General features: G+C 65.9%; 30 protein-coding genes. 14 read left to right on the forward strand and 16 right to left on the reverse strand.

Annotated features, from left to right (window positions below; translation table 11 throughout):
- Positions 1-116 precede the first annotated feature (116 nt).
- Both KXC42_RS23135 and KXC42_RS23140 read left to right on the forward strand, forming a co-directional pair.
- Positions 117-1757, forward strand: a complete 1641-nt coding sequence (locus KXC42_RS23135; protein WP_039584378.1) for a CHASE3 domain-containing protein — start codon at positions 117-119, stop codon at positions 1755-1757.
- A complete protein-coding gene (locus KXC42_RS23140) occupies positions 1754-2218 on the forward strand; it encodes a response regulator (protein WP_019290581.1) in 465 nt (154 codons plus the stop codon). The genes KXC42_RS23135 and KXC42_RS23140 overlap by 4 nt, the downstream gene beginning before the upstream one ends.
- A 34-nt stretch (positions 2219-2252) precedes the next feature.
- Here KXC42_RS23140 and KXC42_RS23145 read toward each other — a convergent pair whose 3' ends face one another.
- Positions 2253-2498 (reverse strand): DUF6480 family protein, encoded by a 246-nt coding sequence (locus KXC42_RS23145; protein ID WP_006550761.1) that lies wholly within the window; start codon positions 2496-2498, stop codon positions 2253-2255.
- 227 nt (positions 2499-2725) lie between these two features.
- On the opposite strand from KXC42_RS23145, the gene KXC42_RS23150 reads away from it, so the two are divergent.
- Complete coding sequence (locus KXC42_RS23150) at positions 2726-3907, forward strand: zinc-dependent alcohol dehydrogenase (RefSeq protein ID WP_019290580.1); 1182 nt, start codon at positions 2726-2728, stop codon at positions 3905-3907.
- Between the two features lie 56 nt (positions 3908-3963).
- Here the strand turns inward: KXC42_RS23150 and KXC42_RS23155 are convergent, their stop codons facing one another.
- Positions 3964-4389 (reverse strand): Hsp20/alpha crystallin family protein, encoded by a 426-nt coding sequence (locus KXC42_RS23155; protein ID WP_019290579.1) that lies wholly within the window; start codon positions 4387-4389, stop codon positions 3964-3966.
- Positions 4390-4546: 157 nt separating this feature from the next.
- Here KXC42_RS23155 and KXC42_RS23160 point away from each other — a divergent pair, with 157 nt between their 5' ends.
- From KXC42_RS23160 to KXC42_RS23210, 11 genes are all read left to right on the forward strand, one after another.
- Complete coding sequence (locus tag KXC42_RS23160) at positions 4547-4876, forward strand: helix-turn-helix transcriptional regulator (protein WP_006550764.1); 330 nt, start codon at positions 4547-4549, stop codon at positions 4874-4876.
- A gap of 362 nt (positions 4877-5238) precedes the next feature.
- The gene (locus KXC42_RS23165) at positions 5239-5451 is read left to right on the forward strand and encodes a hypothetical protein (RefSeq protein ID WP_219129645.1); all 213 of its coding nucleotides are present in this window, start codon (positions 5239-5241) and stop codon (positions 5449-5451) included.
- Positions 5452-5507: 56 nt separating this feature from the next.
- Positions 5508-6401: a MoxR family ATPase gene (locus KXC42_RS23170; RefSeq protein ID WP_006550765.1), complete on the forward strand. Its 894-nt coding sequence runs from the start codon at positions 5508-5510 to the stop codon at positions 6399-6401.
- Positions 6398-7510: a VWA domain-containing protein gene (locus KXC42_RS23175; protein ID WP_219129646.1), complete on the forward strand. Its 1113-nt coding sequence runs from the start codon at positions 6398-6400 to the stop codon at positions 7508-7510. The genes KXC42_RS23170 and KXC42_RS23175 overlap by 4 nt, the downstream gene beginning before the upstream one ends.
- Entirely contained in the window at positions 7503-8645 is a 1143-nt protein-coding gene (locus KXC42_RS23180) for an XdhC/CoxI family protein (RefSeq protein WP_006550767.1), read from the forward strand. Before KXC42_RS23175 ends, KXC42_RS23180 begins: the two co-directional genes overlap by 8 nt.
- Positions 8646-9005: 360 nt before the next feature.
- Positions 9006-9797, forward strand: coding sequence for a replication protein (locus KXC42_RS23185; RefSeq protein ID WP_232237996.1), 792 nt, complete (start codon positions 9006-9008; stop codon positions 9795-9797).
- Positions 9797-9970 carry a hypothetical protein gene (locus KXC42_RS23190; protein WP_156895270.1) on the forward strand — a complete coding sequence of 58 codons (174 nt, stop codon included), beginning with the start codon at positions 9797-9799 and terminating at the stop codon, positions 9968-9970. Before KXC42_RS23185 ends, KXC42_RS23190 begins: the two co-directional genes overlap by 1 nt.
- Positions 9967-10296 (forward strand): hypothetical protein, encoded by a 330-nt coding sequence (locus tag KXC42_RS23195; RefSeq protein WP_071935903.1) that lies wholly within the window; start codon positions 9967-9969, stop codon positions 10294-10296. Before KXC42_RS23190 ends, KXC42_RS23195 begins: the two co-directional genes overlap by 4 nt.
- Complete coding sequence (locus KXC42_RS23200; protein ID WP_219129647.1) at positions 10293-11090, forward strand: helix-turn-helix domain-containing protein; 798 nt, start codon at positions 10293-10295, stop codon at positions 11088-11090. Before KXC42_RS23195 ends, KXC42_RS23200 begins: the two co-directional genes overlap by 4 nt.
- A gap of 124 nt (positions 11091-11214) precedes the next feature.
- Entirely contained in the window at positions 11215-11472 is a 258-nt protein-coding gene (locus KXC42_RS23205) for a hypothetical protein (protein ID WP_156895271.1), read from the forward strand.
- Positions 11473-11623: 151 nt separating this feature from the next.
- Entirely contained in the window at positions 11624-12451 is an 828-nt protein-coding gene (locus KXC42_RS23210) for an acyltransferase (RefSeq protein ID WP_071935906.1), read from the forward strand.
- A 54-nt stretch (positions 12452-12505) separates the two neighbouring features.
- Here KXC42_RS23210 and KXC42_RS23215 read toward each other — a convergent pair whose 3' ends face one another.
- From KXC42_RS23215 to KXC42_RS23280, 14 genes are all read right to left on the reverse strand, one after another.
- Positions 12506-13423: a tyrosine-type recombinase/integrase gene (locus KXC42_RS23215; protein ID WP_083543686.1), complete on the reverse strand. Its 918-nt coding sequence runs from the start codon at positions 13421-13423 to the stop codon at positions 12506-12508.
- 139 nt (positions 13424-13562) lie between these two features.
- Positions 13563-13787 carry a hypothetical protein gene (locus KXC42_RS23220; RefSeq protein WP_156895272.1) on the reverse strand — a complete coding sequence of 75 codons (225 nt, stop codon included), beginning with the start codon at positions 13785-13787 and terminating at the stop codon, positions 13563-13565.
- On the reverse strand, positions 13771-14667 hold the full coding sequence (locus tag KXC42_RS23225; RefSeq protein WP_071935908.1) for a hypothetical protein: 897 nt from the start codon (positions 14665-14667) through the stop codon (positions 13771-13773). Before KXC42_RS23225 ends, KXC42_RS23220 begins: the two co-directional genes overlap by 17 nt.
- Positions 14668-14866: 199 nt before the next feature.
- Complete coding sequence (locus KXC42_RS23230) at positions 14867-16450, reverse strand: SGNH/GDSL hydrolase family protein (RefSeq protein ID WP_219129648.1); 1584 nt, start codon at positions 16448-16450, stop codon at positions 14867-14869.
- 3 nt (positions 16451-16453) lie between these two features.
- A complete protein-coding gene (locus tag KXC42_RS23235; RefSeq protein ID WP_071935910.1) occupies positions 16454-18100 on the reverse strand; it encodes an SGNH/GDSL hydrolase family protein in 1647 nt (548 codons plus the stop codon).
- Positions 18097-18411, reverse strand: a complete 315-nt coding sequence (locus tag KXC42_RS23240) for a hypothetical protein (RefSeq protein ID WP_071935911.1) — start codon at positions 18409-18411, stop codon at positions 18097-18099. Before KXC42_RS23240 ends, KXC42_RS23235 begins: the two co-directional genes overlap by 4 nt.
- 3 nt (positions 18412-18414) lie before the next feature.
- On the reverse strand, positions 18415-19215 hold the full coding sequence (locus tag KXC42_RS27835) for a glycine-rich domain-containing protein (RefSeq protein WP_373922173.1): 801 nt from the start codon (positions 19213-19215) through the stop codon (positions 18415-18417).
- 1 nt (position 19216) lies between these two features.
- Complete coding sequence (locus KXC42_RS23250; RefSeq protein ID WP_219129649.1) at positions 19217-20293, reverse strand: glycine-rich domain-containing protein; 1077 nt, start codon at positions 20291-20293, stop codon at positions 19217-19219.
- A 12-nt stretch (positions 20294-20305) separates the two neighbouring features.
- Entirely contained in the window at positions 20306-20731 is a 426-nt protein-coding gene (locus KXC42_RS23255) for a hypothetical protein (RefSeq protein ID WP_219129650.1), read from the reverse strand.
- Positions 20728-21117: a hypothetical protein gene (locus KXC42_RS23260; protein WP_219129651.1), complete on the reverse strand. Its 390-nt coding sequence runs from the start codon at positions 21115-21117 to the stop codon at positions 20728-20730. The genes KXC42_RS23255 and KXC42_RS23260 overlap by 4 nt, the downstream gene beginning before the upstream one ends.
- Entirely contained in the window at positions 21117-21608 is a 492-nt protein-coding gene (locus tag KXC42_RS23265; RefSeq protein ID WP_219129652.1) for a hypothetical protein, read from the reverse strand. Before KXC42_RS23265 ends, KXC42_RS23260 begins: the two co-directional genes overlap by 1 nt.
- A 17-nt stretch (positions 21609-21625) precedes the next feature.
- Positions 21626-23155 carry an N-acetylmuramoyl-L-alanine amidase gene (locus tag KXC42_RS23270; protein ID WP_257605933.1) on the reverse strand — a complete coding sequence of 510 codons (1530 nt, stop codon included), beginning with the start codon at positions 23153-23155 and terminating at the stop codon, positions 21626-21628.
- Positions 23152-23535 (reverse strand): hypothetical protein, encoded by a 384-nt coding sequence (locus KXC42_RS23275; RefSeq protein WP_219129653.1) that lies wholly within the window; start codon positions 23533-23535, stop codon positions 23152-23154. Before KXC42_RS23275 ends, KXC42_RS23270 begins: the two co-directional genes overlap by 4 nt.
- A 14-nt stretch (positions 23536-23549) precedes the next feature.
- Positions 23550-25127: a hypothetical protein gene (locus KXC42_RS23280; protein WP_219129654.1), complete on the reverse strand. Its 1578-nt coding sequence runs from the start codon at positions 25125-25127 to the stop codon at positions 23550-23552.
- Positions 25128-25129: the final 2 nt, after the last annotated feature.

Here is a 25129-nt window from a genome sequence, read left to right on the forward strand (position 1 = left end):
ACCGCACCGCCGTCGGGATTCGTCGCCCGTAGGCGCGAATCGGGCACGGGCCGGGAAGCTGGGGTGGATGTGATCGGTATCGTGCGTTCCGCCGAGGTCGGAGCGACGGTGCGGCGATGAGGGATCCTTCGGTTCCCGAACCGCGCATCGAGCGGTTCTCGTCGCGGCTGGTCGTGCAGAGCTGGTTCCAGGTCGCGTTCGCGGTCCTCGCGGTCTTCGCCGTCCTCGGCTCGATCGTGGGCGGAATCTTCATCCAGCGCACCGTGCAGATCACCGACGAGGTGACCGGGCGGATCCACCCCGCGATGACGGAGTCCTACCGGCTGCAGCGCTCATTGCTCGATCAGCAGACCGCGGTCCGCGGGTATGCGCTCACGACCGACCCGATCTTCCTCGGGCCGTATCGCGCCGGCCGAGCCGATCAGCAGGTCGCCCTCGATCGCCTCCGTGAACTCCTCGCCGACCATCCCGAGCTCCTCGCCGACATCGACTCCATCGACGCCACCGCCCGGCAGTGGCAGACGCAATATGCAGAGCCGATCATCGCCACAGTCGTGCCCGGGCAGCCGCGCCCCGTCGATGCGAACCTGGCAGAGGAGGACCGGCTGACCTTCGGTGAGATCCGGTCGATGTTCGTCCAGGAGAACAACGCGCTCTCCCGTGTGCTCGAAGAGAACCTCGACGATCTCGTGCAGTCCCGGACGATCCGCAACTCGGTCCTGATCGCCATGGTGATCACGTTCATCCTCACCGGCCTCGCGATGGTGGCCCTCGTCCACAATCTCGTCGCCGTGCCGCTCAGCAAACTCCGCAACGCCAGTCGCCGGGTCGCGCTGGAGGAGAACTTCTACCAGCACATATACCCCCAGGGACCGAAGGACATCCGGGCACTCGCCCTCGACGTCGAGACGATGCGCGGTCGTATCGCGGACGCGTTGGCGGACTCCCGGAAGCAGCAGACCCTGCTCGCGAAACAGACCGAGGATCTCGATGCCCAGGCCGAGGAACTCCGCCGCTCGAACACCGAACTCGAACAGTTCGCCTACGTCGCATCGCACGACCTGCAGGAACCGCTGCGGAAGGTCGCGTCCTTCTGCCAGCTGCTCGAGAAGCGGTACGGCGACGTCCTCGACGATCGTGGACGACAGTACGTCGAATACGCCGTGGACGGCGCGAAACGGATGCAGGTGCTGATCAGCGATCTGCTCGCCTTCTCCCGGGTCGGACGCGTCCACGACGCCTACGTCCGGGTCGACCTCGGCCGACCGCTCGAGAAGGCGTTGTTCAACCTCTCCGCCTCCATCGAGGAGTCACAGGCGCAGATCGAACGCCCCGACGACCTCCCCGAGCTCACCGGTGACCCCACTCTGCTGACGATGCTGTGGCAGAACCTGGTCGGCAACGCCATCAAGTTCCGCCATCCCGATCGCACCCCGGTGATCAGGATCGAGTGCGAAAAGGCCGAGGACGAGTCGGACGGTCCGCGGTGGCACTTCTGCGTCACCGACAACGGCATCGGGATCGACAGCGAGTACGCCGAGAAGGTGTTCGTCATCTTCCAGCGGCTGCATCCTCGCGACGATTACCAGGGCACCGGTATCGGACTGGCGCTGAGCAAGAAAATCGTCGAGTATCACGCGGGAAGAATCTGGATCGACACCGAGTACGGCGATACTCATACCGAGGGCACTCGAATCTGCTTCACCCTCGGAACCGCATCACGCCCCGTCGAGCAGAAGCAGGGGACAACGTCATGAGGAGCACGATCGTGACCTATCCCGCTGCCCGACCGGTGGACGTCCTGTTGGTCGAGGACGATCCCGGCGACGAGCTGATGACCCGTGAAGCATTCGAGGACAACAAGATCGGCAACGCCCTACACGTCGTCCGCGACGGGGCGGAAGCACTCGACTTCCTGTACCGCCGGGGCGACTACGAGGGTGCGCCGCGCCCGGATCTGATCCTGCTCGACCTGAACCTGCCGAAGTACGATGGCCGGCAGGTGCTGACGAAGATCAAGTCCGATCCGGAACTGTCCGACATCCCGATCGTGGTGCTCACGACCTCGTCGGCCGAGGAGGACATTCTCCGCAGCTACAAGCTGCACGCCAATGCGTACGTCACCAAGCCGGTCGATCTCGACCAGTTCATCGGTGCCGTGAAGCAGATCGACGAATTCTTCGTGCAGGTCGTGCGGCTACCGCGTCGCGGACGCTGACGAGAAGCTCCGCGGGGCGGCTCGGGCCGAACCGTCAGGACAGGATGCCGAAGATCGCGACCACGAAGATGATCACGATCACCGCGACGGCGAGCAGCGTGAGCCACCCGCTGATGGGGAATCGCTTTCTCGTGTCCGGTTCCGGAGCGGACAGCCCGGACGTCGTCCCCGAGTCCGGGGGCGTCGATCCGGGCGCCACGCCGCCACCGGGCTCGAGATCCGGGGTGCGCGAAGGTTCGGGATCCTGGCTTCCGTGGTGTTCGGGGTCCGAAGTGGTCACCTGACCTCCTTCTGTGCGGCTGCGCTCCCGCAAGAGCGGCCACAGACATGTGTCGCGGTGATTCGATTCTGTGGCGACATACCTCTCCTCCGGCACGCGCAAACATGTGCGGCGCGGCAGGGACCCGCTCGCGGGCAGCGTTTGCCCGCGCCGAGCGGGGGTAGGCATCGAGGGACACGTGCCGGGCACGGCCCGACATTCCTGCACCCGAGGAACCGAGGAGCGACATGAAGGCAGTGACATGGCAAGGGCGCCGCAACGTGAGCGTCGATACGGTGCCCGATCCGACGATCCAGGAGGCCGGTGACGCCGTCATCCGCGTCACCACCACCAACATCTGCGGCTCCGACCTGCACCTGTACGAGGTGTTGGGAGCCTTCATGACTCCCGGCGACATTCTCGGTCACGAACCGATGGGCATCGTCGAGGAGGTCGGCTCCGGCGTCACGAAGCTGAAGCCCGGCGACCGGGTGGTGATCCCCTTCCAGGTGTGTTGCGGCCAGTGCTTCATGTGTTCCCACGGCCTGCATTCGCAGTGCGAGACCACGCAGGTCCGTGAGGAGGGCACCGGCGCCGCACTGTTCGGCTACTCGAAGCTCTACGGCAGCGTGCCCGGCGGGCAGGCCGAGTATCTGCGCGTCCCCCATGCCGACGCCACCCACATCAAGGTCCCGGAAGGGCCGGCCGACGACCGTTTCGTCTACCTTTCCGACGTGCTGCCCACCGCGTGGCAGGCCGTCGAGTACGCGGAGATCCCCGACGGCGGAAGTGTCACGGTGCTCGGCCTCGGCCCCATCGGAGAGATGGCCGCCCGCATCGCGGTGCACAAGGGTGCCCGCGTGATCGGCGTGGACATGGTCCCCGAGCGACTGGCCCGCGCGGCCTCCCGCGGCATCGAGGTCGTCGATCTGCGCGAGGTCGACAACAATCCCGGCGACATGATCCGTGACATGACGAACGGGCGCGGCACCGATTCGGTGATCGACGCCGTGGGTATGGAGGCGCACGGCTCGCCCGTCGCGAAGCTCGCCCAGAGTGCCGCCGGCTTCCTGCCGTCGGCGATCGCCGAGCCGTTCATGGAGAAGGCCGGAGTGGACCGTCTCCACGCGCTGTACACCGCGATCGACGTCGTGCGGCGTGGTGGCGCGATCTCGTTGAGCGGTGTGTACGGCGGGGCGGCGGATCCGATGCCGATGCTCACCCTGTTCGACAAGCAGATCCGTCTCCACATGGGTCAGGCCAACGTGTTGAACTGGGTCCCGGAGATCCTGCCGCTGCTGACCGACGAGGATCCGCTGGGGGTCGACGACTTCGCGACCCACCGCCTCCCGCTCGACGACGCACCGCACGCGTACGAGATCTTCCAGAAGAAGCAGGACGGCGCCATCAAGATCTGCCTGAAACCGTAGTGGACGCAGCCGAACCGGGCCCGGGAATCATCCCGGGCCCGGTTCGCCGTAGCGGTTCACTTCTCGATCGCGGCCTGGCCGTTCGTCTCCGCGTCGATCACCGAGATCTTGCGGGGCTTCGCCTTCTCTGCGACCGGAATCGTCACGCGTAGAACACCACCGCGGTACTGCGCTTCGATCCGATCGGTGTCGAGGGTGTCACCGAGGAACAGCCTACGAGTGAAGATGCCTCGCGGCCTCTCGGTCGAGACGAATTCCTTGTCCCGGTCGACTTCCGGACGTTCCGCGCGCACGGTGAGCACGTTGCGTTCGACATCGAGGTCGATCGAGTCGGCGTCGACGCCCGGGAGATCGAACTCGGCGACGAAACGGTCGCCTTCTCGCCATGCATCGAGCGGCATCACCGCGGGCCGTGCCATGGTGCCGAGCACCTGCTGCGTGAAGCGATCGATATCGCGGAAGGGGTCGGTGCGCATCAACATCGGTCTGTCACCTCCGACTGTCCGGCCGTTCGTGGCGGCCACACTTTGTCGATTACCTGTGTCCGTAGACACAGATTTATTATGGACCTGTGGTAAGGTTCGGTCAAGTCGCGGGTGACCGCAGCGCGACCCGAGAAGACCGACTCCGGAGGAAACGATGACGCCAGATCCGTTACGCGCCCGGCGCGGGGTCTACGGCATCTCGGTGGCCGCCGAACTGTCGGGACTCGACCCGCAGACCTTGCGCCTGTACGAACGCCGAGGGTTGCTGAACCCCGCACGCACAGCGGGTGGGACGCGCCGCTACAGCGACAACGATCTCGAGATCGTCCAACGGATCGTCGAACTGGTGGGCTCCGGAATCAATATCGCCGGAATCGCCCGGATCCTCGAACTCGAGGCGAACAACGCGGCCCTCAAGGAGGACAACGACCGTCTGCGCTCCACCCTGGACAGCAGACCCCCTCCCCCGCCGCATACTTCCTAGACCTCCTCTACCTGTGCAAACAGCAGAAAGACCGGGCCGGTTCAGTAGAACCGGGCTAAGATTCAAGAACGCCTCAGAGGTGCGTAGGAGTGCGTCCGCCAATGACGCACCGATAGCAATAAGGGGTGACCTCGGTGCGCAATGCACAGCACGATTCACCGAATACCGGACAGAGACAGCAGGACATGGCATCCCGGCCCAATCACATCGCAGACGACACGATCCGCTGGCCCGATCCGAGCCCGCTGGACGGATGGTGGGCCCGCGTCATGGGTAAGTCGGTTCCCTGAGAGGAACCGGCACGATCCGACCATTCCACGACATCGATTCGCGGATACCGAGTTGTTGATATCGAGGTGGACATGACGCCGCACCGCGACCCGATCTCCGGTGGCCGGTGGGTCTTCCGTTGCGACCATTGCGATCACTGCTACCGCACTGCCGCACAGAGCAAACTGCAGGCAGAGCTCTATGCCCAGATGAACGGCTGGGCCATCCATCCCACGACGTTGTGCCCCGGATGCGCAACACTGTTCTCCGGCGAGTTCGCGCCGCTCGCGCACGCCGACGGTTGATCCGATAGTTGCCGCAGTCGCCGGTCGGGAGGCGGGTGAGCATCTAGGCTCGCTTCATGACCGGCGACGCAACACGTATCGATTCACCCGAGAAACTCTCGGCTGCTCTCGAGACCACGGGATATCTCGCCGACGACGGACTGGCGACCGTCGTCTTCCTTGCGATGCGTATGGGCCGGCCGCTCTTCTGCGAAGGCGAACCCGGAACCGGGAAGACTTCGCTCGCAGCGGCTCTCGCTCAGGCCCTGGATCTGCCGATGGTCCGGTTGCAGTGCCACGAGGGCATCGACGCCTCGCAGGCCCTCTACGACTGGGATTTTCCCCGGCAGTTGCTCCATCTGCGCTCGCTCGAAGCGGCGAGCGACGGTGTGCTCGATGCGGACACCGCCGAGCGTTCCCTCTACACGGAGCGCTATCTCCTCGTCCGCCCGTTGCTGCAGGCGCTCACCGACTCACCATGCGTGCTGCTCGTCGACGAAATCGACCGCGCCGACGACGAGTTCGAGGCCTTCCTGCTCCAGTTGCTCGACGAGAACGCGGTGACGATCCCCGAATTGGGCGAGATCCGCGCGGAGGTCCCACCGCTGGTGGTGCTCACCTCCAATCGGACCCGCGAGGTGCACGACGCACTCAAGCGCCGCTGTCTGTACCACTGGGTGGAACATCCCGATCTCGAACGCGAGGTCGCGATCCTGCAGCGGCGGCTGCCCGGTCTGGGGCACCCGCTCGCCGAACAGATCGCCCGCGCGGTGCGCTCGTTCCGCGAACAGGACCTCCTGAAGCCACCGGGGATCGCCGAATCCCTCGACTGGGCGCGCGCACTGGTCGCCCTCGACCGCGACGTCCTCGACGCAGCGACCGCTGCGGCGACACTCGGTGCCGTACTGAAGTACCGCGAGGACATCGACCGGGTCACCCGCGCCGGACTCGACCTCTCGAGGGCCGGATGACGACCGCCCCCGGACCGGTCGCCGGGTTGGCCGGCTTCTGCCGCGCCCTCGCCGCCGCCGGTCTGCCCGTCGCCCTCGACGCCACCGCCACCTATCTCGACGCCCTCGCACACGTCGACGTCGGGGATCCCGTGCAGGTCTATTGGGCAGGCCGCGCCACGCTGTGCCGCACACCGGACGACACGCCCCGCTACGACGTGGTCTTCGTCCACTGGTTCGGCGACACCGTCCCCACCGGCTCGCGTACCCACGGGCAACGCACCCGCACCGCACGGATCGCCGCGCTGTCCCGCAGCGAGGGCGCCGAGGGTGATTCCGGTGACGACGCGCCACGCCTGCAGGTCGCGGCGGACGACACCGACGTCCTCCGGCACCGCGACGTGGCCGAATTGACGACCGCCGAACGCGCTCACCTCGCCGAACTGCTCGCGCGGTTGCAGCCCCGACCCCCGACGCGTCGGGGATTGCGGTCGAAGCCCTCCCGCCGCGGGCCGGTGGACCCGCGGCACACCCTGCGCGACATGCTGGCGGGCGGAGGCGAACCCGTCCGGCCGCGGCACCGGGCACGAGCGACGAGACCGCGCCGGGTGGTGTTGCTGATCGACGTGTCCGGCTCGATGAGTCCCTACGCCGACGCGCTCCTGCGGTTCGCGCACGTCGTCACGCGTGCCGCGCCGTCGTCCACCGAGGTGTTCTCCCTCGGCACGCGGCTGACCCGCCTGTCGCGTGCGCTGCGTGCCCGCGACCCGCAGATCGCGCTCGCCGGGGCCTCGCGTGCGGTACCGGACTGGGCGGGCGGGACACGTCTCGGCGACACGCTCGGCGCGTTCCTGGACCGCTGGGGGCGCAGAGGTTTCGCGCGCGGCGCGGTGGTGGTGATCTTCTCCGACGGCTGGGAGCGCGGCGACACCTCGCAGCTCGGGGAACGCATGGCGCAGCTGCATCGCCTCGCGCACCGCGTGCTGTGGGTGAACCCGCACGCCGGCGGCGCCGGATACGAACCGATCCAGTCGGGTATCTCCGCGGCCCTGCCGCACATCGATCGTCTGCTCGCGGGACACAGCCTTGCGACACTGGAAGAACTTCTCGAGGAGGTTCGGCGTGCGTGAAATTCTGGACGAGCTCGACCGGCGGTACCGGGACGGGGAGGCCGTCGCGGTAGGCACCGTGGTCTCGACTTTCCGTTCGGCGCCCCGGGGGCCGGGTGCATCGATGCTGGTCGCGCAGGACGGCACCGTCACCGGCAGCGTCTCGGGCGGGTGCGTCGAAGGCGACGTCTACGAACTCGGCCGGTCGGTCATCGACAGCGGGCAGCCGGTGCTGCAACGCTACGGGGTCTCCGACGACGACGCGTTCTCCGTCGGCCTGACCTGTGGCGGCATCATCGACGTCTTCGTCGAACGGATCGACGCCGCGTCCTTCCCCGCCTTCACCGACCTGCTCGACTCCGTCCGCGCGGGCGAACCCGTCGCGCTCGCGACCGTCACCGCCCATCCCGACCCGGCGTTACGGGGACGACGGATGGTCGTGTGGCGCGACCGCGCCGACGGACAGCTCGCCTCGTCCCGCATGTACGACGCCGTCGTCGACGACGCGCGCGGCCTGCTCGAGGTGGGACGCTCGGGCACCCTTCACTACGGCACCGACGGTGAGCGTCGCGGCGAGGGGATGTCGGTGTTCGTCAACGTCTTCCAGCCCCCGCCGCGGCTGATCGTGTTCGGGGCGATCGACTTCGCGTCGGCGATGGCCCGGCTCGGCTCGTTCCTGGGCTACACGGTGACGGTGTGCGACGCGCGCGGGGTGTTCGCCACCGAGGCCCGCTTCCCCGGCGCCCACGAGGTGATCGTCGACTGGCCGCACCGCTATCTCGCGGCCGAGGCCGAGGCCGGACGTGTGGACGCCCGCACCGTCATCACGGTACTCACCCACGACCCGAAGTTCGACGTGCCGCTCCTCGAAGTCGCCCTACGGCTCGACGTGGCCTACGTCGGGGCGATGGGGTCGCGCCGCACACACGACGACCGGATGGAGCGTCTGCGGGAGACGGGACTGACCGAGGAGGAACTGGCGCGCCTGTCGTCGCCGATCGGTCTGGATCTCGGGGCCCGCACCCCGGAGGAGACCGCGGTGTCGATCGCCGCGGAGATCATCGCGCTGCGCTGGGGCGGGGGCGGCGGCCGCCTCGCGGAGACACGCGGACCGATCCACGCCCACGAGGAGCACATCGGCGCTCAGAAGTACTGAGCACCACCGTCGATCGCGAAGCTCTGGGTGGTGACGAAGACGGACTCGTCGGACGCGAGGCGACCATGTTCGCGATCTCGTCCGCCTCGGCCATGTACTTGTTCAGGAAGGGCATGGTCATGCCGCCGAGCCGGGGGTTGCTCTCGGCGGTCTGGGCGATGCGGTCGCGCATCGAACCGGATCCCATCGGGGTGTTCACGGTTCAATACCGGGGATAAAGAAAAAGAAGCCCGCCGCGATGGCAGTCGCGAACGGGCTGGATGTCCGACTGAAAGGGAGTCGAACATGTCCCAGCATACCCGTGCTCACACCCCGGGCGGAATACGTCGCGGACCGAGACTTGCTGACAATTACACCGTCATGTCCAACCGTGTACTCAACGATGAAAACCTGTCGTTTCGTGCACGCGGGATCCTCGTTTGGCTGCTGTCCAAGCCAGCTGACTGGTCCATTCGATCCGAAGCGATCGCCGCACAGTCCCCAAGCGAAGGCCGCACAGCTGTACGTACGGCGATGCGTGAACTCGAAGAGCAGGGCTACCTTGTTCGCGAGAAGATCCAAAACGAACTGGGCCAGTGGGCAACCATCCAAACTGTCTATGAAGAGCCTGCCACCAGCGGAAACCCGCATCCTGAGCCGAAGACCAGGAAATCGAATCCCGGTCAGCCGCGAGACGGACGAACGGGTGCTTTTACAAAGTCCGGATCACTAAGTACTGAAACCAACAACAACACCAGCCAGGCAGACACGTCACGTGCCACTCTCGCGGGAGTAACCGTGTCGTTGTCGGAAGATGCCCGCAAGGAATTGGAGAGGCTCGATACCAACTACGCCTTGCTCATCAAGGCATGCGCTGATGCCGGACTGCCTGGATCGTTCGAACACGTCAAGCCCGAGCAGAAGGCCCAGATCCTCGAACTCATCGACCGGCACGGCATCCAGGCGCTGGCTGACCGCGCAAAGTCCATGCATCGCGACGACAACCCGACCTTGTACGCGCAGGGCTGGATACGCCTCTGGAAGGCAATGTCCTCCGGAAGCGGCACCGCACAGAGCACTGCGATTCCGTACTGCGGTGGATGTGTGAACGGCTGGATCGAGAATGAGGATCGCGATCCGATCGCTCGCTGCGAATGCCGAGGAGTCGCGTGATGCGAACCAACGACCGCGCGCTCATCGAGCTCGTCTCCGAAGCCCAGATCCTCATCGACACCGCCCACAACCGCCTGCTCGAGGACGGCGTCGACACCTTCGCCGACGCATACCGCGACGCGTTCACCACGCTGTGCGCCGGCATCTACGACATCACCGGGAGAACCGCATGATCGCCCCCAACACCCTCCACATGTTCGCTGCGCGAGTCATTGCCGAAACCGACTCCGACGACACCGTCACCGTTGTGCGTGCCGTCATCGACGCGATTCTCGACCGCTACGTCGTCGTAGATCTTCCCGAAGCGACCGACGAGGACGACGACGGACAGCGATACCTCGGGCTGAACGATTTCATTCGCGTCGACATGACCGGCCAGCACGGCCCCGAGGTCTACATCGGGGAGGTCGAAACAGCTTCCTGGGAACTTATCAGCGACGCCGCACACCGCCTTGCTGCTGCACGCCTTCTTGAGAACGCGAACGGAGACACCCAGTGACTGAGATCCGCAAGCACCTTCCGACGCGCGCCACCATCGCGGTCACACTCGCCGCTGTCGCGGCCGTCGCCGTCGCGGTCACCAGCTTCTGGCGTTCCTTCACCTCGATCGCCGAACTCGCCGTCGACTACAAGGTGCCGGCCGATCAGGCGTGGATGATCCCCGTCGCAGTCGACGGCCTGGTCGTTGTCGCGACCGTCGCAGCCGCCGTCGCACGACACCGCGTCGCACGGGCGTACTCGTGGGCGCTGCTCGTCGCGGGCACCATCGTCTCTGTCGCAGGCAACGGCATCCACGCCTGGCAGCTCACCGAATCCCCGATCGGTGTCGGCATCGCCGTCATCCCACCGCTCGTCACGCTCGCCGCCGTGCACCTGACAATCCTGCTCGCGCGACAGGACAGCGACACCGCGACAGCACCGGTCTGCGACACCGGGCCCGAACCGATCCGCGCGACAGTCACCAACGAAAGCGAGCAGGACGCGACACCGCGGCCAGTAACCCGGCTCCGTGTCGCGTCCGCGACAACGCCGCGACCTGCTGCGACACAACCGGTCGCGACACGACCAGCAGCACCACAACGCGAGACCACAATCGTCGCACCGCGAACGACACCCACCGTCGCACCGATGTCCGATACAGACGACGCGGTCAAGCGTCGCGCGCTGCAGCTCGTCGCAGAGGGCCGAACGCGGCGCGACGTCGCAGCAGAGCTCGGTGTCTCAAAAGACAAGGTGCAACGGTGGGTCACCGCGAGCCGCGAGACACTCCAACGCGAGACAGTCGCAGTCTGACCGCACCCGTCGGGGCCCCGCTGGTGTGCGGGCCCCGACGCCGTAACACTGAACGCCCCGAAGAGGATGATCCGGGCATGAAGCGGACATGCGCCGACGTGGCAGCTAATCAGGAAGCACCGAGATGAATCTACCGAAATTGAAGGTGGGGGCCGCCTGGCTCCTGATCGTATTGGCAGCTCTGGGCATACTCGGCGGCGTGACGATGGGTGTGAGGGACGGCATGGCGTACGACCCTGTCGTCGGTACCCTCGTGTGGATACTCGTGGGTTGCGGGGCGGTGTGGTACCTGCTTGTAGCGAAGCGGCGATCGGCCGTGGCGGCGAAAACGCCAATCCCCACGCGAGAGGACGAGCAGAACGCGCGCTACCTCAAGGATTGACTTTTACCCCATCGCGAGACAGTCGCAGTCTGACCCGAACCCGTCGCGGTCCCGCACACAATCGGGACCGCGACGCGACAATGTCCGTCACTTTCACGTCCTCGGCACTACTGTCATCCGGGACTCGAAACCAACCTGGAAGGCACGCCCTGTGAAACTCCGCGCTGCATCCGCCCTCGGATCCGTCGCTCTCCTACTCGCCGCGTGCGGCAGCTCCGACACCGCCGATGAGCCCGAGACGAGCACTACGGCTTCCGGCTCCGTTGAGGTCGGCAGCGAGACACCCGACCTCAACGTCCGCGGCGCAGTTGAGGTCGCACTCGGTGAGACGGCCACCGTGGTGCAGAACGGCGTCACGGTACTCGAGGTGTCCGACACGTCGCTGTCCACCGACGAATGCGCCGAGAACACCACGCTGCCTGGTGAGGTGACGAAGCAGTCGTTCCGTGCGACCATCGCGGTCGGACCAGAGTCCATCCCGGAGTGGCTGTGGCAGTCCGACTTCTACTATGTGGACGAGAACGGCAAGATCGCGAAGAACACCGATACGTCGGACGCGACGCCGTGCACTGGCGGAGGTAGCGGGGCATTCATAGACCTGCCGCCGAACTCATCAGCGGACGGACGAGTCACGCTCGACGTGCCCAACGCGTCCCGGTCCATCGGCTACCACACAACCCAGGGTGGCAACGACATCCGCATCGAATGGACTCTTCCGGAAGAGCAGCTAGACGAAGCGGCCGCGGACAACGCGCCCACCACCACGTCGGAGGAGGTGTCTGCACCGGCCGTTGAAGCGCCGGCCGCCGAGCAGCCGCCCGTCGGGTACACCGGAGCTCCGATCGGTGATCCGCAGCCGCTCGTCGGGAAGGTCATCGACTACTGCATGGATCCGTCGGTGTCGCAGACCGGCACGACGCAGTTCACCGACGGCACCACTGGCTGGACGCAGGAGTGCGCCGACCAGTGGACCTCCTGACGCGACGAAAGCGCCCCACCTCGAAAGAGGTGGGGCGCTTTGCTGTCGCAGGCGCTACGCGGCCATGAACGTCGACACGACGTACGCGGCATGGTTGTCGAGACTGACCCGGCCGCGGTCGTAAGCCAAGGTCTGCCGGATGTCGGAGTGTCGCGCTGCGAGCTGCACCTGTCGCAAAGGAACCTTCGCATCCAGGGCCGCGACAACGAAGGTGTGTCGCAACGTGTGACACGAGACAGGCTTGGCGATCCCAGCGTGTCGCGCGAGACGCTTCACGACACGATCCGCGGATCGTCGCGTCATACGCGAGCCGTCGCGTCGCAACAGCAGCGGACCGCGACGACGTTCGCCGGCGGCGCGCTCCATCGAGCGCAGCACCGGAACGGGTAGCGGGATCGAAGCGGACTTGGTGCCCTTGCCGGTGAAGCGCACGACGCGGTGTCCGCGTTCGGTGTCCTGGAAGTCCTCGACGTTGATCGAGCAGGCTTCCGAGACACGGAGACCGAGCAGACCGAGCATCGCGACGAGAGCCTCATCGGCCGGCGTGGACTGCCGCGCCGTGAACATCAGCGACTGGAAGTCCTGCCGCTCGAGTCCGATCTTCTTCGTCAGGTCCGTCGTCCACCGAGGCATCTTCACGTTGACCGCCGGGGACTTCGGGATGAGGCCGTCTTCCTGCATGAGCCAGAAGAACACGCGCAGGCACACCAGGCGACGGTGCACGGTCGCCGGCGCGTTGCCGCGTTCGATCTCGAGGTAGCGCGCCCAGAGCTCGATGTGCGCGCGTTCGATGCCGAAGATCGGGTCGAGGCCGTAGCCGCGACACCACTGGAACCACAGGCGCATGTCGGTCTCGTAGGCGGTGAAGGACTGTCCGGTGTAGCGAGCTAGGAATCCCGCCACCAGCAGGTCGTGCTTGGTCATCGAGCGGGGCGGGAGAACCTCTGTCGGGGTAGCGTCATGCACGGTCATCACTCCATTACGGGTGGCGTGGTGGCAAGGCCCCGGCCGGTGCTCGAATCACCGGTTCGGGGCCGATCTTGTTTGACGCTTCCGGAAGCTACCCGCGGTTCCTGAGAGCAACCTTGTAACCGCTATCGCGGGTGCTGTCTTACTTACTCGACATGTGGCGCCCATCGCGTGGGGCCTCGTGCTTGACAAGATTCATCGCACCGATGGTGACCGCGACGACGGACGGAACGATGACCAAGACATTGGTATCGGAGTACGTGACCAGGACGTACGAGATGGTGCCGAACAGCAGCCCGATCACCATCAGAACGAGGCTGAAGACGTCGAGGCGGCGCCGCGACTGTGGCTTAAGAGGTGCCGTCACCTGCCCTCCTCCTATGGTTCTCAACCTTCAGTACAGTCCATGTAGTACGTGTGCGCCCGTTCTTCACGATTTTATCGGCGCGGATCCGCAGCTGAAAGATGTCGCTGCTGCTGATCGCGAGTCCTTCAGCAACACGTCGAAGGAAATCCGCGTCATCGACTGTAGCCTTCCGTGTCTGACCGGCCGCCCTCACCTTCCACCTCGTCGGGTCACCGAAGTCGATCGCCTGCATCTGCCCGTCAACCTCAAACGTCTCCTCCGACTCCTCGACCTCGTCGGTCGGCGCAACACTGTCGAAATCGGCGCGCGTGAGGACAAACTCATCGGAGGGAGGCGTCTGCTCGTCCTCGCTCGACGGTGCTCCGCTGACATCGAGTGTCGACACCCGATCATCACCCAGAGGCGCCATGATCTCCCTCAACTGCTTCTTGCGGCGATGCTTGCGCTTGTTCAGCTCCTCCCAGACCGGCCTCGAGACCTCCTGGACAGTGTCGTCCTGCCACATGATCTTGACGTTGCCGTTCTCGAGGTGCTCGAAGTCCTGAACCTCGGCTCGCATCGACTTGGTAGCCAAACTGATGAGGGTAGCCACCGACGGGATGCCAGTCACCGCAGCGACACCTTCCCAGTTCTCACCCGCCATACGGATCGCTTCAATGATGAACGAACCCTCCTGCGGGGGCCGCACCAACATCACAGAGTCGGCGGGCCCCTCGTCGTGGAAGGCGCCAGCTTTGTCGAAGTCGCTGACAAAGCTTGCCAACCCTTGAAGTACCTGCGCGACATCCGCTGCCCGCAGTTCGTGGAGGTCGGTACCCGACTTCTCGTCCCCATCGAAGCGCAGTGTGACCGAATCGAGAACTTTACGCGTGTCTGCCATTCGCGAATCGTAGCGACAGATCTCACATTCGCCCCGCGGAGGTAAGACGACGAAAGCACCCCACCTCCGAAGAGGTGGGGTGCATCTGCGTCTTGGACGCGTGCCTCGGGGAAGGCGGTCGCCAGGCTAGCGAAGGCCACCGACACTTCATCGCTCAAGGCGCCCTGTAACTGTCATCGCGGGATGCGTTACGAGCGGGTCAGGGCAGCGCCGACGGTGCCGTCGGAGTGGTGTCCCCGTTGTACCGGCCACCACTGCCAGCGACCTGAGCGTCATAGAGCCGCTTGTCGAGCGCGTCCACGCTCGAATACGTGCGCCCCGACACGGTCAGATCCTCGAGGTAGAAGCGGTAGAACACGAATGACGGCATCTTCGTGTGATCCGCCCCGCTGTAGGTGTCGATGCCCGTGGTGCCCCACTGCGCCGCTACTGCTTTGTTGATCTGAACTGTTGCCGAGTTCGGGTTCGTGACCTGGGTGGTTGCCACATTCCGGAGGCTCGGCCCCACCTGATCGGGCGTAGTAGGTTCACGCCGGTTGATCATCGACGGCACCGCAGACGGCCGCGCGATGTTCGTGCGCCAGTACTGTAGATAGTCGGTGTCCGCTGCTGTCGCCACGGCGATGCCCGCCACGAACGGCCAGTTCGCCGTAGCGCCCGAGATTCGCGTAGTCCGCGACCAGAGGCTCACGTAGTAATCGTTGTTCGGGTTCGCCGCGATGTACGACACGATCGACGCCGGCAACTCGAGGGATGCGCCCTGACCGTCCGTCGACGCAGTGAGAGCCTGCGAGACGATACCGTGCAGGCCACCCTTCGCGGACCGCTCGAAAATCGAGTTCGTCGGCGACTGCAACGCGCCGACCTTCCACTGCGGACGCACCTCGCCGGACACGATCGCTCCGGCCTTCGCCGCAGCGAGGTTCGGCAGATAGTCGTTGTTCGCCGGAACGCCGGCCGGCCACGACTCCTGGGGATTGGTCGGGTCGATGAGCATCAGCGACCCGTTGGTCACCATCGGATCGGGCACCTTCATCGGCGCATACGTTTCCCATGCCAGATCGCGCAACACCCGCTCGAACAATCGCGCCTGTACGGCGTGACCAGCGGCGTTCATGTGGATGCTGTCGGGGAAGCGCAACGACCGTGGAATCGCCCCTGCCGCCATATCGGCCGTGTCCTGCGTGGTCGGCGCGATGCCTGCGTCGGCGAGACCGTTCTCGGAAATGTACTTTCGGACGTTGACGAACGCGGGACCGAACGACTGAGCGAGCCGCGCCTCTATCTCCCGAATCCATTTTCCACGTGGGGTCGATGCGCCCTCCCCGGCACCCCGGTCGAGCGGACCCCACACCAGGAAGCGAGGGCGGACCGGCGTCAGGCGCGACACGGCGGTGCCGTATCCGGCCGTGATGGCCTGCACGCTGGTCTCGCCGTTTTCGATCAGCGGGATGTCATTAGCGCCCATCTCGATGATCTGTATCTGGTCGAATACGTTGGCCGCCTCCTGAGCGGCCAGGATCTCGGTGACCTTCGATCCCGAGATGCCGTTGTTCTGCACGGTCACACCGAGTCTGGTTGCGAGAAGCGCCGCCCATTCCTCGCCCGCATTGAGGCCGTTCTTACCGTCCGTCAGCGAAGTGCCGAACACGGCGATGGGCAGCTTCGAGCGGGCCGCTGCGGTACGCACATAAGTGGCGTTCCCGACCCGTGTGATGTGGTCGTCGACGGTCTCCTCGGTGACCAGGCGCTGTGACGCCGGCCGAGTACCTGGTGATGTCATGGATCAGACTCCCGTCACGTAGGGGACGCCGTCGACGTCCAGAGCAATCGAGCCACCACCGGTGGCCGAGGTATCGAAGTAGGGCACGCCGTCGGAGTCGAGGAAGATGCCGCCGACACCGGTGCCGCCGGCCGCTACCCCGACCCGCATGAAGTCCGCGACCGCGTCCGCGAACCGATCGTTTCCGGCGACGGTCAGATGCACCCCGTCCGCGAGATACGCACCAGCAGTAGACGCCGGAACGGCCGCCCGCAGATCCAACGCGTGCGCACCGAGCACCGCCGCTTCCGCGACGATCGCATCGGCGAACTCATCCCATCCGGCGTCCGGCAGATCCCGCACCACGAACACGACCACCACACCCGGCGATGCCGCACGCAACGATGCGTAGATCGTGCCGAGCGAGGTGCGCAGTTGCGCGACCGTGCGTCCGGCACTGAAGTCGTTCGACCCCAGGCACACAAGCGCCACCTGCGGAGCGATGTCGGCGAGAGTGTCCTGCGCTTCCTCCTTCACCAGGCGAGTCGCGACCTCGTCGGCGGAGATACCGGCAACGCCCCAGTTGTAGGTGGCGACCCCACGGGTCTCGTCGCCGGAGTAGGCGACGGCGCCGAGACCCTGCCAGCCGGCGCCGAACGACTCGACCCGAACAGGATCACCCGGACTCGTCGCCCTCGTGTGCCCGATGACATCGGCACTGTGCTCGGCCCATTCTTCAGTGTCGTCCGGGCGGGTCAGCCCCACCCAGTACTGCCCCGTCGCGGTCGACAGAACGTCGACCGAGGTGGTGCCAGCCTCAAGAGGGATACGGATGACGTGCCCGCCTTCGGCCGGGGGGATCATCCACTGTGAGCCGTCGATGCCGGTGTCGCCGACGATCGGGGACCAGTTGCCGGAGTCGAGGGACGGCAGCGGGTAGCTGTACTGGGTCTGTTCCCCAGCGCTCTGCAGCGGAATCCAGCCCGCGCCACCGGCGGGCAGCCCCCACGACTGCCGCAGCTTCGCGCCGAGCAGGTTCGGCCAGGTGCCCGACCACTTGGTCGGACCGCCGGACAGACCGCCGGCGTAGCCGTCGCAGGTCGAGTCGCCGAGCGTCAGGATGCGCAGCTGCCCGGTCCCGGCCTTGGCTGTCAGCGCTGTCGATCGGTATGCGGCGGAGGCGATGGCAAGTGGTCCGTCGCTGGTGCTTCCGCCGCCGGTGGGTGGATCGATCCATGCCAGGCCGGTACCGGACTTGGCGAGGATCTGACCGTCCGTGCCGCCGTCCGGCAGCAGGTTCGCAGACGCCGCTGCAGCCTCCGCGCGCTTCGCGGCGGCGAGTGCGTCGGCGAGAGCTTTCTGCGCTGCACCGACCACCGGTGGGGTGTAGCGCACGTAGTCGCTCACCAGCTCGTACAGGTCGATCTCGGGGACGTCCGGGATGTTGACATCGAACTCCTGCCACCCACCACCGGTTTCGAGGACGAGCTTCGCCGGGCCCGGGTCGAGGGTGTTGGCGGCGATGACGCCGGCGCTGATGTCGATGTCAACGCGGATGCGGTCGATGACCTTGCCGTCGGAACTGTGCCGGAGAGCGGGTGCGGAGACTGTGAGGATGCCGTCGGCGGTACGGTCTGCGATGTCGACGACAGTGCCGGTGATGCGCGTCATGCTGTCCTCCCTTCCGACTCAGGTTCCGGTTCCAGCTCGGGTTCGACGATGTCGTAACCACCGAGCAGCCACAGCGCGCCCGAATGGTTCGGTCCCGCGGGATGCGCGTACTCGACGATTGGCTTCAGTGACGAAGGTTGCTGCTCGCCGACCGGTACCGCGACGGCGCGCGCGGGGAGGTGCGGCTGCGCTTTCGACACCCACACCACGACCTGGTCGACACCATCGACCGGAGGATCGAGTTGGTACCGAGTAGCATCCGGCGACGGCCAGTTGGTGAGTCCGGTTTCGATGATGGTTGCGGTAGGCACTGCTTACACCTCTGGTTCTCGTATGTATTCGATGACAACGACCTGCCCGTCTCCGCCACGGCCGCCGGGGGTGCCAGGGTTTCCGCCGGCGCCTCCGCCGCCTCCTCCGCATGGGAATTGGCCGTCGTAGCCAGCGCCCGCGAAGAATGCTCCTGAGCCGCCGTGTCCTGCGGTGTGTGTGGGGCCGAGTAGTGTTCGCCAGCCCGCGCCGATATTGTTGGGGCCGGAACTTCCGCCGTTTGTTGCGGTGCGGACTTCGCCGGACGAGTTATAGCCGGATCCTCGGCCACCCCCGCCGCCGGCTGCGAGGAGTCGCACAATCCCCGAATGGGTTATTCCCGGGTCGGTGACGAAGCTTCCACCTTTGCCGCCGCGAAGAATGGCATGGCCGCCGTCTCCGCCGAAGGAGATGTCCGGCTGGTCGATGCCGAGTGCCCAGCCGCCGCCGAATCCGCCTTCGGCTCGGAGTACGTCACCGAATGCGGAGAATCCGCCTGATGTACCGGGGTTCCAGGCCCCGTTCACGGCGGCCGGTGCTGATCCTCCGGCGCCTCCTGCTCCGACGGTGATCTCAACGCCGCGTAGGAAGTCGAGGGCACTGAGTCGGCGGTCACCGACCGCGATGGCGCCGCCGCCACCTCCTGGTCCGCACAGTCTCGAGGTCGTGGTGGTGTGCGACATGCCAGAGGCTCCGCCGCCCCCAGCTGCCTTGACGATCGGCTCGAACGCGTAGACGTGCGGGCCTGGAATCCACTGGAAAACGCCCGGGGTGTCGAAGACGAGGATGCGTGAGCTCGAGGGCATGTCAGCTTCTTCGTTCGATCACATACAGGCGGCCCGCTCCGCCGTCTCCGCCGGCGGTCATAGTGGTGCCTCCCCCGTAGCCGCCTCCGCCACCCCCGGACGGGTACGCGCCGGCGCCGCCACGTAAATCGTTGGACGATGAGCCTCCGCCTCCCCCGCCGCCGGTTGCGACCACGGCCGCGGGCGGGCTTCCGTCCCGGGTGCTTGCTCCGCCGTAACCGCCGGGAGACACGCCTCCGATTCCGCCGTTTCCCCCAATACCTGCTCCGGTGGATGCGCAGGCGCCTCCTCCGCCGCCTCCGCCACCCCCATGGAGGGAGTAAGCGCTGGTGGAATTCCCGCCGGGTTTAGCCGGCTGCGCCCATCCTCCGAGTGGGGAACCTTGGCCTCCTGTGCCGCCGGGGATCATCCCTGCGCCTCCGGTTCCTCCTAGACCGCCGTCGGCGGTTCGTCCGCCCCCGCCTCCGTTGCCGCCTCCGGCGGTGAGGTAGCCACCGAAACTTGTGTTTCCTCCGCCGCTTCCGGACTGTTCAGAAGATGTTCCTCCGATGCCGGGTGCTCCGATCGTGATCGGGATGCCTTTATAAGCCGTGTCTTCCGCGTTCCGCTCGAGCAAGGCCGCGGTGATGGTGGTGTGCACTTCCCCACCGCCTCCACCGCCTCCCCCGCCGGAACGGTTCACGGTCAGATCCCACTTCCCTGCGCCCGCTCCACCGCCGGCGCCGAGAATGATGACGTCAAGGCTGGTGATGCCTTCGGGTGGGTAGTAGGTGTTGTTGGACTCGAAGACGATCGCGACGCCCTGTAGGACAAGCTGGTCGTACGCCTCGCGCAGCTCTTCAATGGAGCGGGAGTGATCGTTGATGGTGGGCATGTCGCGGATGTAGTTGTCGTCGACGGTTCCGAAGATCGCGTCAACGACCGAGGCGAATCCTCCAAGGATCGCCGCGATGGCGCCGCCGATCAGCCCAAGTATCCAGCCGAGGAGCCCTTGCTCGACGAATTCCTCGGCCATCTCGGACATGTCGCCCCAGCCGGTGTTGGGGCCTCCGGGGACGAATCCGTCAGGTGAGGTCATCAGCGCCTCCTCTCAGTCCATTTCGCGGGGCCGGTCCGGGACGACGCCGCCGAGATCGAGCACCACCCGGGACAATTTGCCGATGTAGCCGCGCATCACGAGGACGCGGCGGTCGACCTTGTTCAGTTGCCGGTCGCGTGCTTCGAGCTGTTCCTGCAATGTGTCAACTCGTCCTCGGATGCGAGCGATCTCGGCATCGTGCTCGGTCTGCAACTGCGCGACGTGCGCACTATGGGCTGTGCGGGCCTGGGCAAGGGCTGCGTCGCGCTCCGCCTTGACTTCCGCCAGTTCTTCTTCGGCTCGGTCGAGTTTGCGTTGCAGCTGGGCGATGTCGTCGAGCTTGACCTTCGACCGGGTGCCGAGGACGGCGGTGATCGTGCCGCCTACTGCAGTGATCAGACCGGCGAGGCCGGCAATCAGGCTGGGATCCACACTCACCTCAATCCTCGCTCGGCACATCCCCGAGCGATGCACGCATGCATGAGCGCGATGAATCCGGCGAGCGTTCCAGTAACGATCGGGACCGGCGGCTCCGTGAGGATCGCCGAGAACAACACGGCGCCGCCGTAGAACAGCCACACGAACACCGAAGCGTTGTGGGCGGCAACGAATCCCCGGCGTCGGTTGGCCGCGACGAGAAGTGCGAGTCCGGAAGCGACGAACAGGATGGTCCACGAGGGGCCTACGGATTCGATCAGGACGACGGCGGAGACCTGACCTGGCTGCAGTGGCCGGCGCACCAGTTGTTCGGGCATCAGGTACAGGACGCCGAGGGTGCAGTTCATCATTCCGCCCGCTGCCGCTGTGAGCCGGGCGCCCAGCATCAGCGGGTCCCGGTGGACTTCGGCGGGCTGAGCAGCCGCTGCACGTAGGCAGTCACGGCCATGACTGCCGCGGTCCCGCTGGCGGTTGCGGCTGCACGCCACGAGTCCCAGGTGAGCAGGTCGAACTCGGGTGCGGCCACTGCGGTGCCGAAGGCGGTGATGATCGCAACGAGCACTGTGACGAAGAGGCCCTGTGCAAGGGTGCGCCATGCACGGTCTTTTGCGTCGGTCTTCGCGTCCACCTTCGCGGGCGCCGATTCGGTAGCGAATGACGGCCACAACGACGCGCCGCCGGCGCCACCTCCTCCGCCACTTCCACCGGCGCCGACAATCACCGGAGTCACTGGGGGTACGGGGCGCGGGGTGGCAGCGCCAACGATCTCGGTGAGGTCTTCCTTCGCTTGCTCGACTACGATTCGAACCGCGGCCTGAGCACGCTGTTCGATCTCGTCGCCCACCTTCTCGATGACGTTCCGGGCGATGATGTCCACGACGTTGTCCGACATGGTCAGTTCTCCTCGATGGTGATGGCGTCGAAGCCGGGCCGCTCGTGCGTGCCGACCACGCCGTCCGAGGACCACGTGATGCGCCCGCCTTCGAAGTTCTGATAGCGGACGGTGCCCTTCTCGTCCGCCCAGATTTCGTCGGATACGGGCCAGCCGAAGCGGCCATTCTCGTAGCCCGAGCGGTCCCAGTAGGCGCGGATCATGCCGGTCACGACGTGACCGCCGTAGCCGTTCTTCCGGTAGATGGCGCCACCCTGGAATCCCTGGACCACGCCCTCGTCCAGCACGGTGTGCCGGCCGACCGGGAAGCCGACGTAGGACTGCTCCCACCGCAGCGCCGCGTAGGGCTCCATGATCGCGGCGGGGATCGCCCAGGCCCCGGTGGTGGGGTGCCAGTAGATCGAGCCGTTCTCGAAGTGCGCGTACTTGCCGCCGCCGATCGCGTCGCCCTCACCGTCGGTGAGGCGCTTACCGATCCAGTCCTTCGCGACCTCGGCCTCGGCGTCGATGGCGTTGCCCACGGGTGCGGGCGGGGTGGCCGATCCGCTGCCGTGCAGCCAGTGGTTCACCCGGTCGGTGAACACGTCCCACGGGAAGTTCTTGCCGACGTCGGTGTGGTCGCCGATCTTCAGCCCGAAGGTGATGCCGGAGTGGTCGCAGATGCCCTGCGTCCGCCGGCCGATCGCGGCGTAGTCCTGGGCGAGGACGCGGGGGTCGATGCCGTACTTGAGGCAGTCGCGCACCGCGACCTGGGCAGCGAGGTCGATGGCGTTGCCGAACTTGCCGATCCATTCCTCGCGGGACTGTGCGGCCCGGGATCCGGCGAAGCACAGGTTGATCGTGTACGGGTTCGCGTCGAGTACCGACCACGATGCCCGGTCGGTGTCCACCGAGCCGATGAGCGTGCCGTTGTCGACGGTGTAGTGATACGACACCGGAGCGCGCTTGAAGTAGTTGTGCAGGCCTTCGGCGTTGCCTCCGCCTTCCTGGGTGTGGAGGACGAACAGCCACGGTTTCGCGCCGTTGCGTCCGCTGTGGCTGGCGTGCGACCCGGTCAGGTCGATCTCGTTCATGGTGTACGCGGGCACAGGTTGTCCTTCCGCGGGTTCGGGGATGTCACCGGCGAGGCGCTCGTAGAGTTCGAGTGCCTCGGCGATGCGGGTGTCGTAGCGATCGGGGAATGACGAACGCTGCACGGCCTGCGCATACCAGCCGGGGCTTCGGCCCTCGTCGTTGTAGTCCAGCTTCTTCAGTGCCTCGAAGAACATGACCGCCGACCGGTACGGATCCATGCGGTCGGCGACGGTGCCCCACCACGGGGGTTGCTGCTGGAACAGGCCACTCGACTTGCTGTCACTGCCGATCCGCTCGTGCGGGAACTTCAGTGACTCCGGATCGGCGCGGTTGGCATGCATGATCCAGTCGCATTCGACGGACACCGTCGCGAACGCGATGACGATGCCCTTCGGGGTGACACCGAGATCGATTCCGGCACGCAGGATTTCGCGGGCGTACTCGTCGCGTTTGCTCATCCGTCTTCTCCTGACGCGGTGCTCGCCTCGCCGCGGGGGTCCTCGAGTATCTCGGCGATCGCGGAGGCCGGCAGCTCAGCGAGCTGAGCGCGGATGTGCGCGTACGGGTCCGGACGGTTCGGCGCCGGCCGCTTCGTCGAGTTCCACTGGCCCGGGTTGTGCGGATGGATCGGCCCGGTGATCGGCGGGTCATAGCGACTGCGTGATTCCTCGACCGGGCGGAACCCGAGGTTCTCGATGTGCTTGGCGAGCGAGTTGATCTCGTTCGGATCGAACGTCGCCGGTGGCGACATCTCCCCGTTCGTGGGGGGATGCATGAACACGTACGCGTACGGGTGCATCCCCTCGGGTAGTGCCCTCTGTAGTTCTTCGGGTGTCACTTCGACCTCCTGGTCTAGATGGCGCTCGAGTGCTGGCGCAGCGCGCCGCTGATCGCTTCGAGTCCGCGCAGTGCTCGCGTTCCGGCAAGTTCGTCGGATCGGTAGTCGCCGACGTTGATCTCCCAGGGCTGGTCCGGGTTGTCCCGCGACCAGGACTGGCGCACCGAGGCGATGTGGGAGAGCCAGATCCGGTCACCGATCTCGAATCCGGCGCGCAGTCCATCGTCGATGTGCAGGCCCACTCGATACGGGTTCGCGTCGTCGACCTCGGAGGCGAAGCTGACATAGCCGCGAGCCTTGTGCAGCCCGACACGGATGGTTTGCAGACCGGACGGGGACACCGCGATACCGCCGCCGGCCTCGAATCCGGACTTGTGCGCGAACCGGCCCATGTTGGCTTTGCGCTGGTAGTTGGTCAGGCTCGCCCACGCCAGGATGACGTCCTCGACTGCCTTGTCGAAGATGCCGAGGGTCAGCCATGGCATGCCGATGAGTGTGCCGAGCAACCCGAGCAGAATGTTCGAGAGCAGCTTCGCGCCCTGGTTGATCGCATCCGGCGACTTCCCGCCGGTCATGATCGTGTGCTCGATCGGCTTGTGGATCACCATCTTCGACTTCAGACCACGGTGCTGACCGCGACGGAAGATCACCCACGGACCGTTCGGATCTGCATTGTCCGGGTCGTCGTTCGGATCAGCGATCGTGACCGTGTCGGAAGTGCCGTCGGATCCGAAGATGCGCAGCAGATCCCGGATCGGGTCGAGGATGGTCCCGGTGATACCCGGGATCGTGGCGCGCTTCTTGACGTCGAACACCATCGTCGGCCGGTCGAGAATGAAGTGCGACGGGCACGGCTGCGGGTCCCCCGGCTCCCACAGGTCGGCGGTCAGCTGCAGGCCGCCGTCCTCGAGCGTCGGGTGGACGAGTTCCCAGAAGTCGTCCATGCGGGAACCAAGCGCACACCACGGCCCGACACCGTCCCGCGATTCGATGTACGGGACCATCACCATCGGCCACTTGGCGTTGTCGAAGTTGGCCCGCCAGTTCGACGCATCCCAAATGTCGAATCCAGGGATCCACCCGGGATGTTGCTCGCGCAGCAGGTTCCGGTGGGCGTAGCCCTTGATCACCTTGATCGAGTTGCCCCACTGGAAGTCGACCTTCGGTGCCTGCACTGCCAGCGGAGCGAAGGTATTGGGCCAGCACTGCAGGTGCTTCATCTCGTCGAGGATGTGACGGGCCATCAACCGGACGATCGCGTTGCCGTGCTCGTCCTCGTCGTACTCGATGTCGAAGACTTTGAAGGCCGCCTTCTTCCACGGCGCCCGAAACACCAGGTACATGTCCTGCTCGAGATGCTGAGCGTCGATGGCCCACTGCGCGAGATCGTCATCGCCGTCGAGCGCGACCGAGGCCTCGCCGACCTCGTTGCACATCGTTTCCCAGTCGGCGTCGTACTCCCCCTCGACGTCACCGACGAGTTCGAGGTCTCGGTCGTGGATCGTGACCCGGGTCCGGAGCAGTGCGAGCGCTGACTCTTCGTGCTCCTGGGCATCGATCGCTGCGAGGTCAGCGTCGAGGTCGTATCTCACAA

It is taken from the genome of Rhodococcus sp. LW-XY12, assembly GCF_019317345.1.
GTDB classification, from domain to species: Bacteria; Actinomycetota; Actinomycetes; order Mycobacteriales; family Mycobacteriaceae; genus Rhodococcus; species Rhodococcus pyridinivorans.

What these genes read in the sequence shown, in the direction of transcription:
- KXC42_RS23135 (WP_039584378.1), top strand. Translation starts at nt 117, where the DNA reads ATGAGGGATCCTTCGGTTCCCGAACCGCGCATCGAGCGGTTCTCGTCG.
- KXC42_RS23140 (WP_019290581.1), top strand. Translation starts at nt 1,754, where the DNA reads ATGAGGAGCACGATCGTGACCTATCCCGCTGCCCGACCGGTGGACGTC.
- KXC42_RS23150 (WP_019290580.1), top strand. Translation starts at nt 2,726, where the DNA reads ATGAAGGCAGTGACATGGCAAGGGCGCCGCAACGTGAGCGTCGATACG.
- KXC42_RS23155 (WP_019290579.1), bottom strand. Translation starts at nt 4,389, where the DNA reads ATGTTGATGCGCACCGACCCCTTCCGCGATATCGATCGCTTCACGCAG.
- KXC42_RS23160 (WP_006550764.1), top strand. Translation starts at nt 4,547, where the DNA reads ATGACGCCAGATCCGTTACGCGCCCGGCGCGGGGTCTACGGCATCTCG.
- KXC42_RS23165 (WP_219129645.1), top strand. Translation starts at nt 5,239, where the DNA reads ATGACGCCGCACCGCGACCCGATCTCCGGTGGCCGGTGGGTCTTCCGT.
- KXC42_RS23170 (WP_006550765.1), top strand. Translation starts at nt 5,508, where the DNA reads ATGACCGGCGACGCAACACGTATCGATTCACCCGAGAAACTCTCGGCT.
- KXC42_RS23175 (WP_219129646.1), top strand. Translation starts at nt 6,398, where the DNA reads ATGACGACCGCCCCCGGACCGGTCGCCGGGTTGGCCGGCTTCTGCCGC.
- KXC42_RS23185 (WP_232237996.1), top strand. Translation starts at nt 9,006, where the DNA reads ATGTCCAACCGTGTACTCAACGATGAAAACCTGTCGTTTCGTGCACGC.
- KXC42_RS23190 (WP_156895270.1), top strand. Translation starts at nt 9,797, where the DNA reads ATGCGAACCAACGACCGCGCGCTCATCGAGCTCGTCTCCGAAGCCCAG.
- KXC42_RS23195 (WP_071935903.1), top strand. Translation starts at nt 9,967, where the DNA reads ATGATCGCCCCCAACACCCTCCACATGTTCGCTGCGCGAGTCATTGCC.
- KXC42_RS23205 (WP_156895271.1), top strand. Translation starts at nt 11,215, where the DNA reads ATGAATCTACCGAAATTGAAGGTGGGGGCCGCCTGGCTCCTGATCGTA.
- KXC42_RS23215 (WP_083543686.1), bottom strand. Translation starts at nt 13,423, where the DNA reads ATGACCGTGCATGACGCTACCCCGACAGAGGTTCTCCCGCCCCGCTCG.
- KXC42_RS23225 (WP_071935908.1), bottom strand. Translation starts at nt 14,667, where the DNA reads ATGGCAGACACGCGTAAAGTTCTCGATTCGGTCACACTGCGCTTCGAT.
- KXC42_RS23230 (WP_219129648.1), bottom strand. Translation starts at nt 16,450, where the DNA reads ATGACATCACCAGGTACTCGGCCGGCGTCACAGCGCCTGGTCACCGAG.
- KXC42_RS23235 (WP_071935910.1), bottom strand. Translation starts at nt 18,100, where the DNA reads ATGACGCGCATCACCGGCACTGTCGTCGACATCGCAGACCGTACCGCC.
- KXC42_RS27835 (WP_373922173.1), bottom strand. Translation starts at nt 19,215, where the DNA reads ATGCCCTCGAGCTCACGCATCCTCGTCTTCGACACCCCGGGCGTTTTC.
- KXC42_RS23250 (WP_219129649.1), bottom strand. Translation starts at nt 20,293, where the DNA reads ATGACCTCACCTGACGGATTCGTCCCCGGAGGCCCCAACACCGGCTGG.
- KXC42_RS23260 (WP_219129651.1), bottom strand. Translation starts at nt 21,117, where the DNA reads ATGCTGGGCGCCCGGCTCACAGCGGCAGCGGGCGGAATGATGAACTGC.
- KXC42_RS23270 (WP_257605933.1), bottom strand. Translation starts at nt 23,155, where the DNA reads ATGAGCAAACGCGACGAGTACGCCCGCGAAATCCTGCGTGCCGGAATC.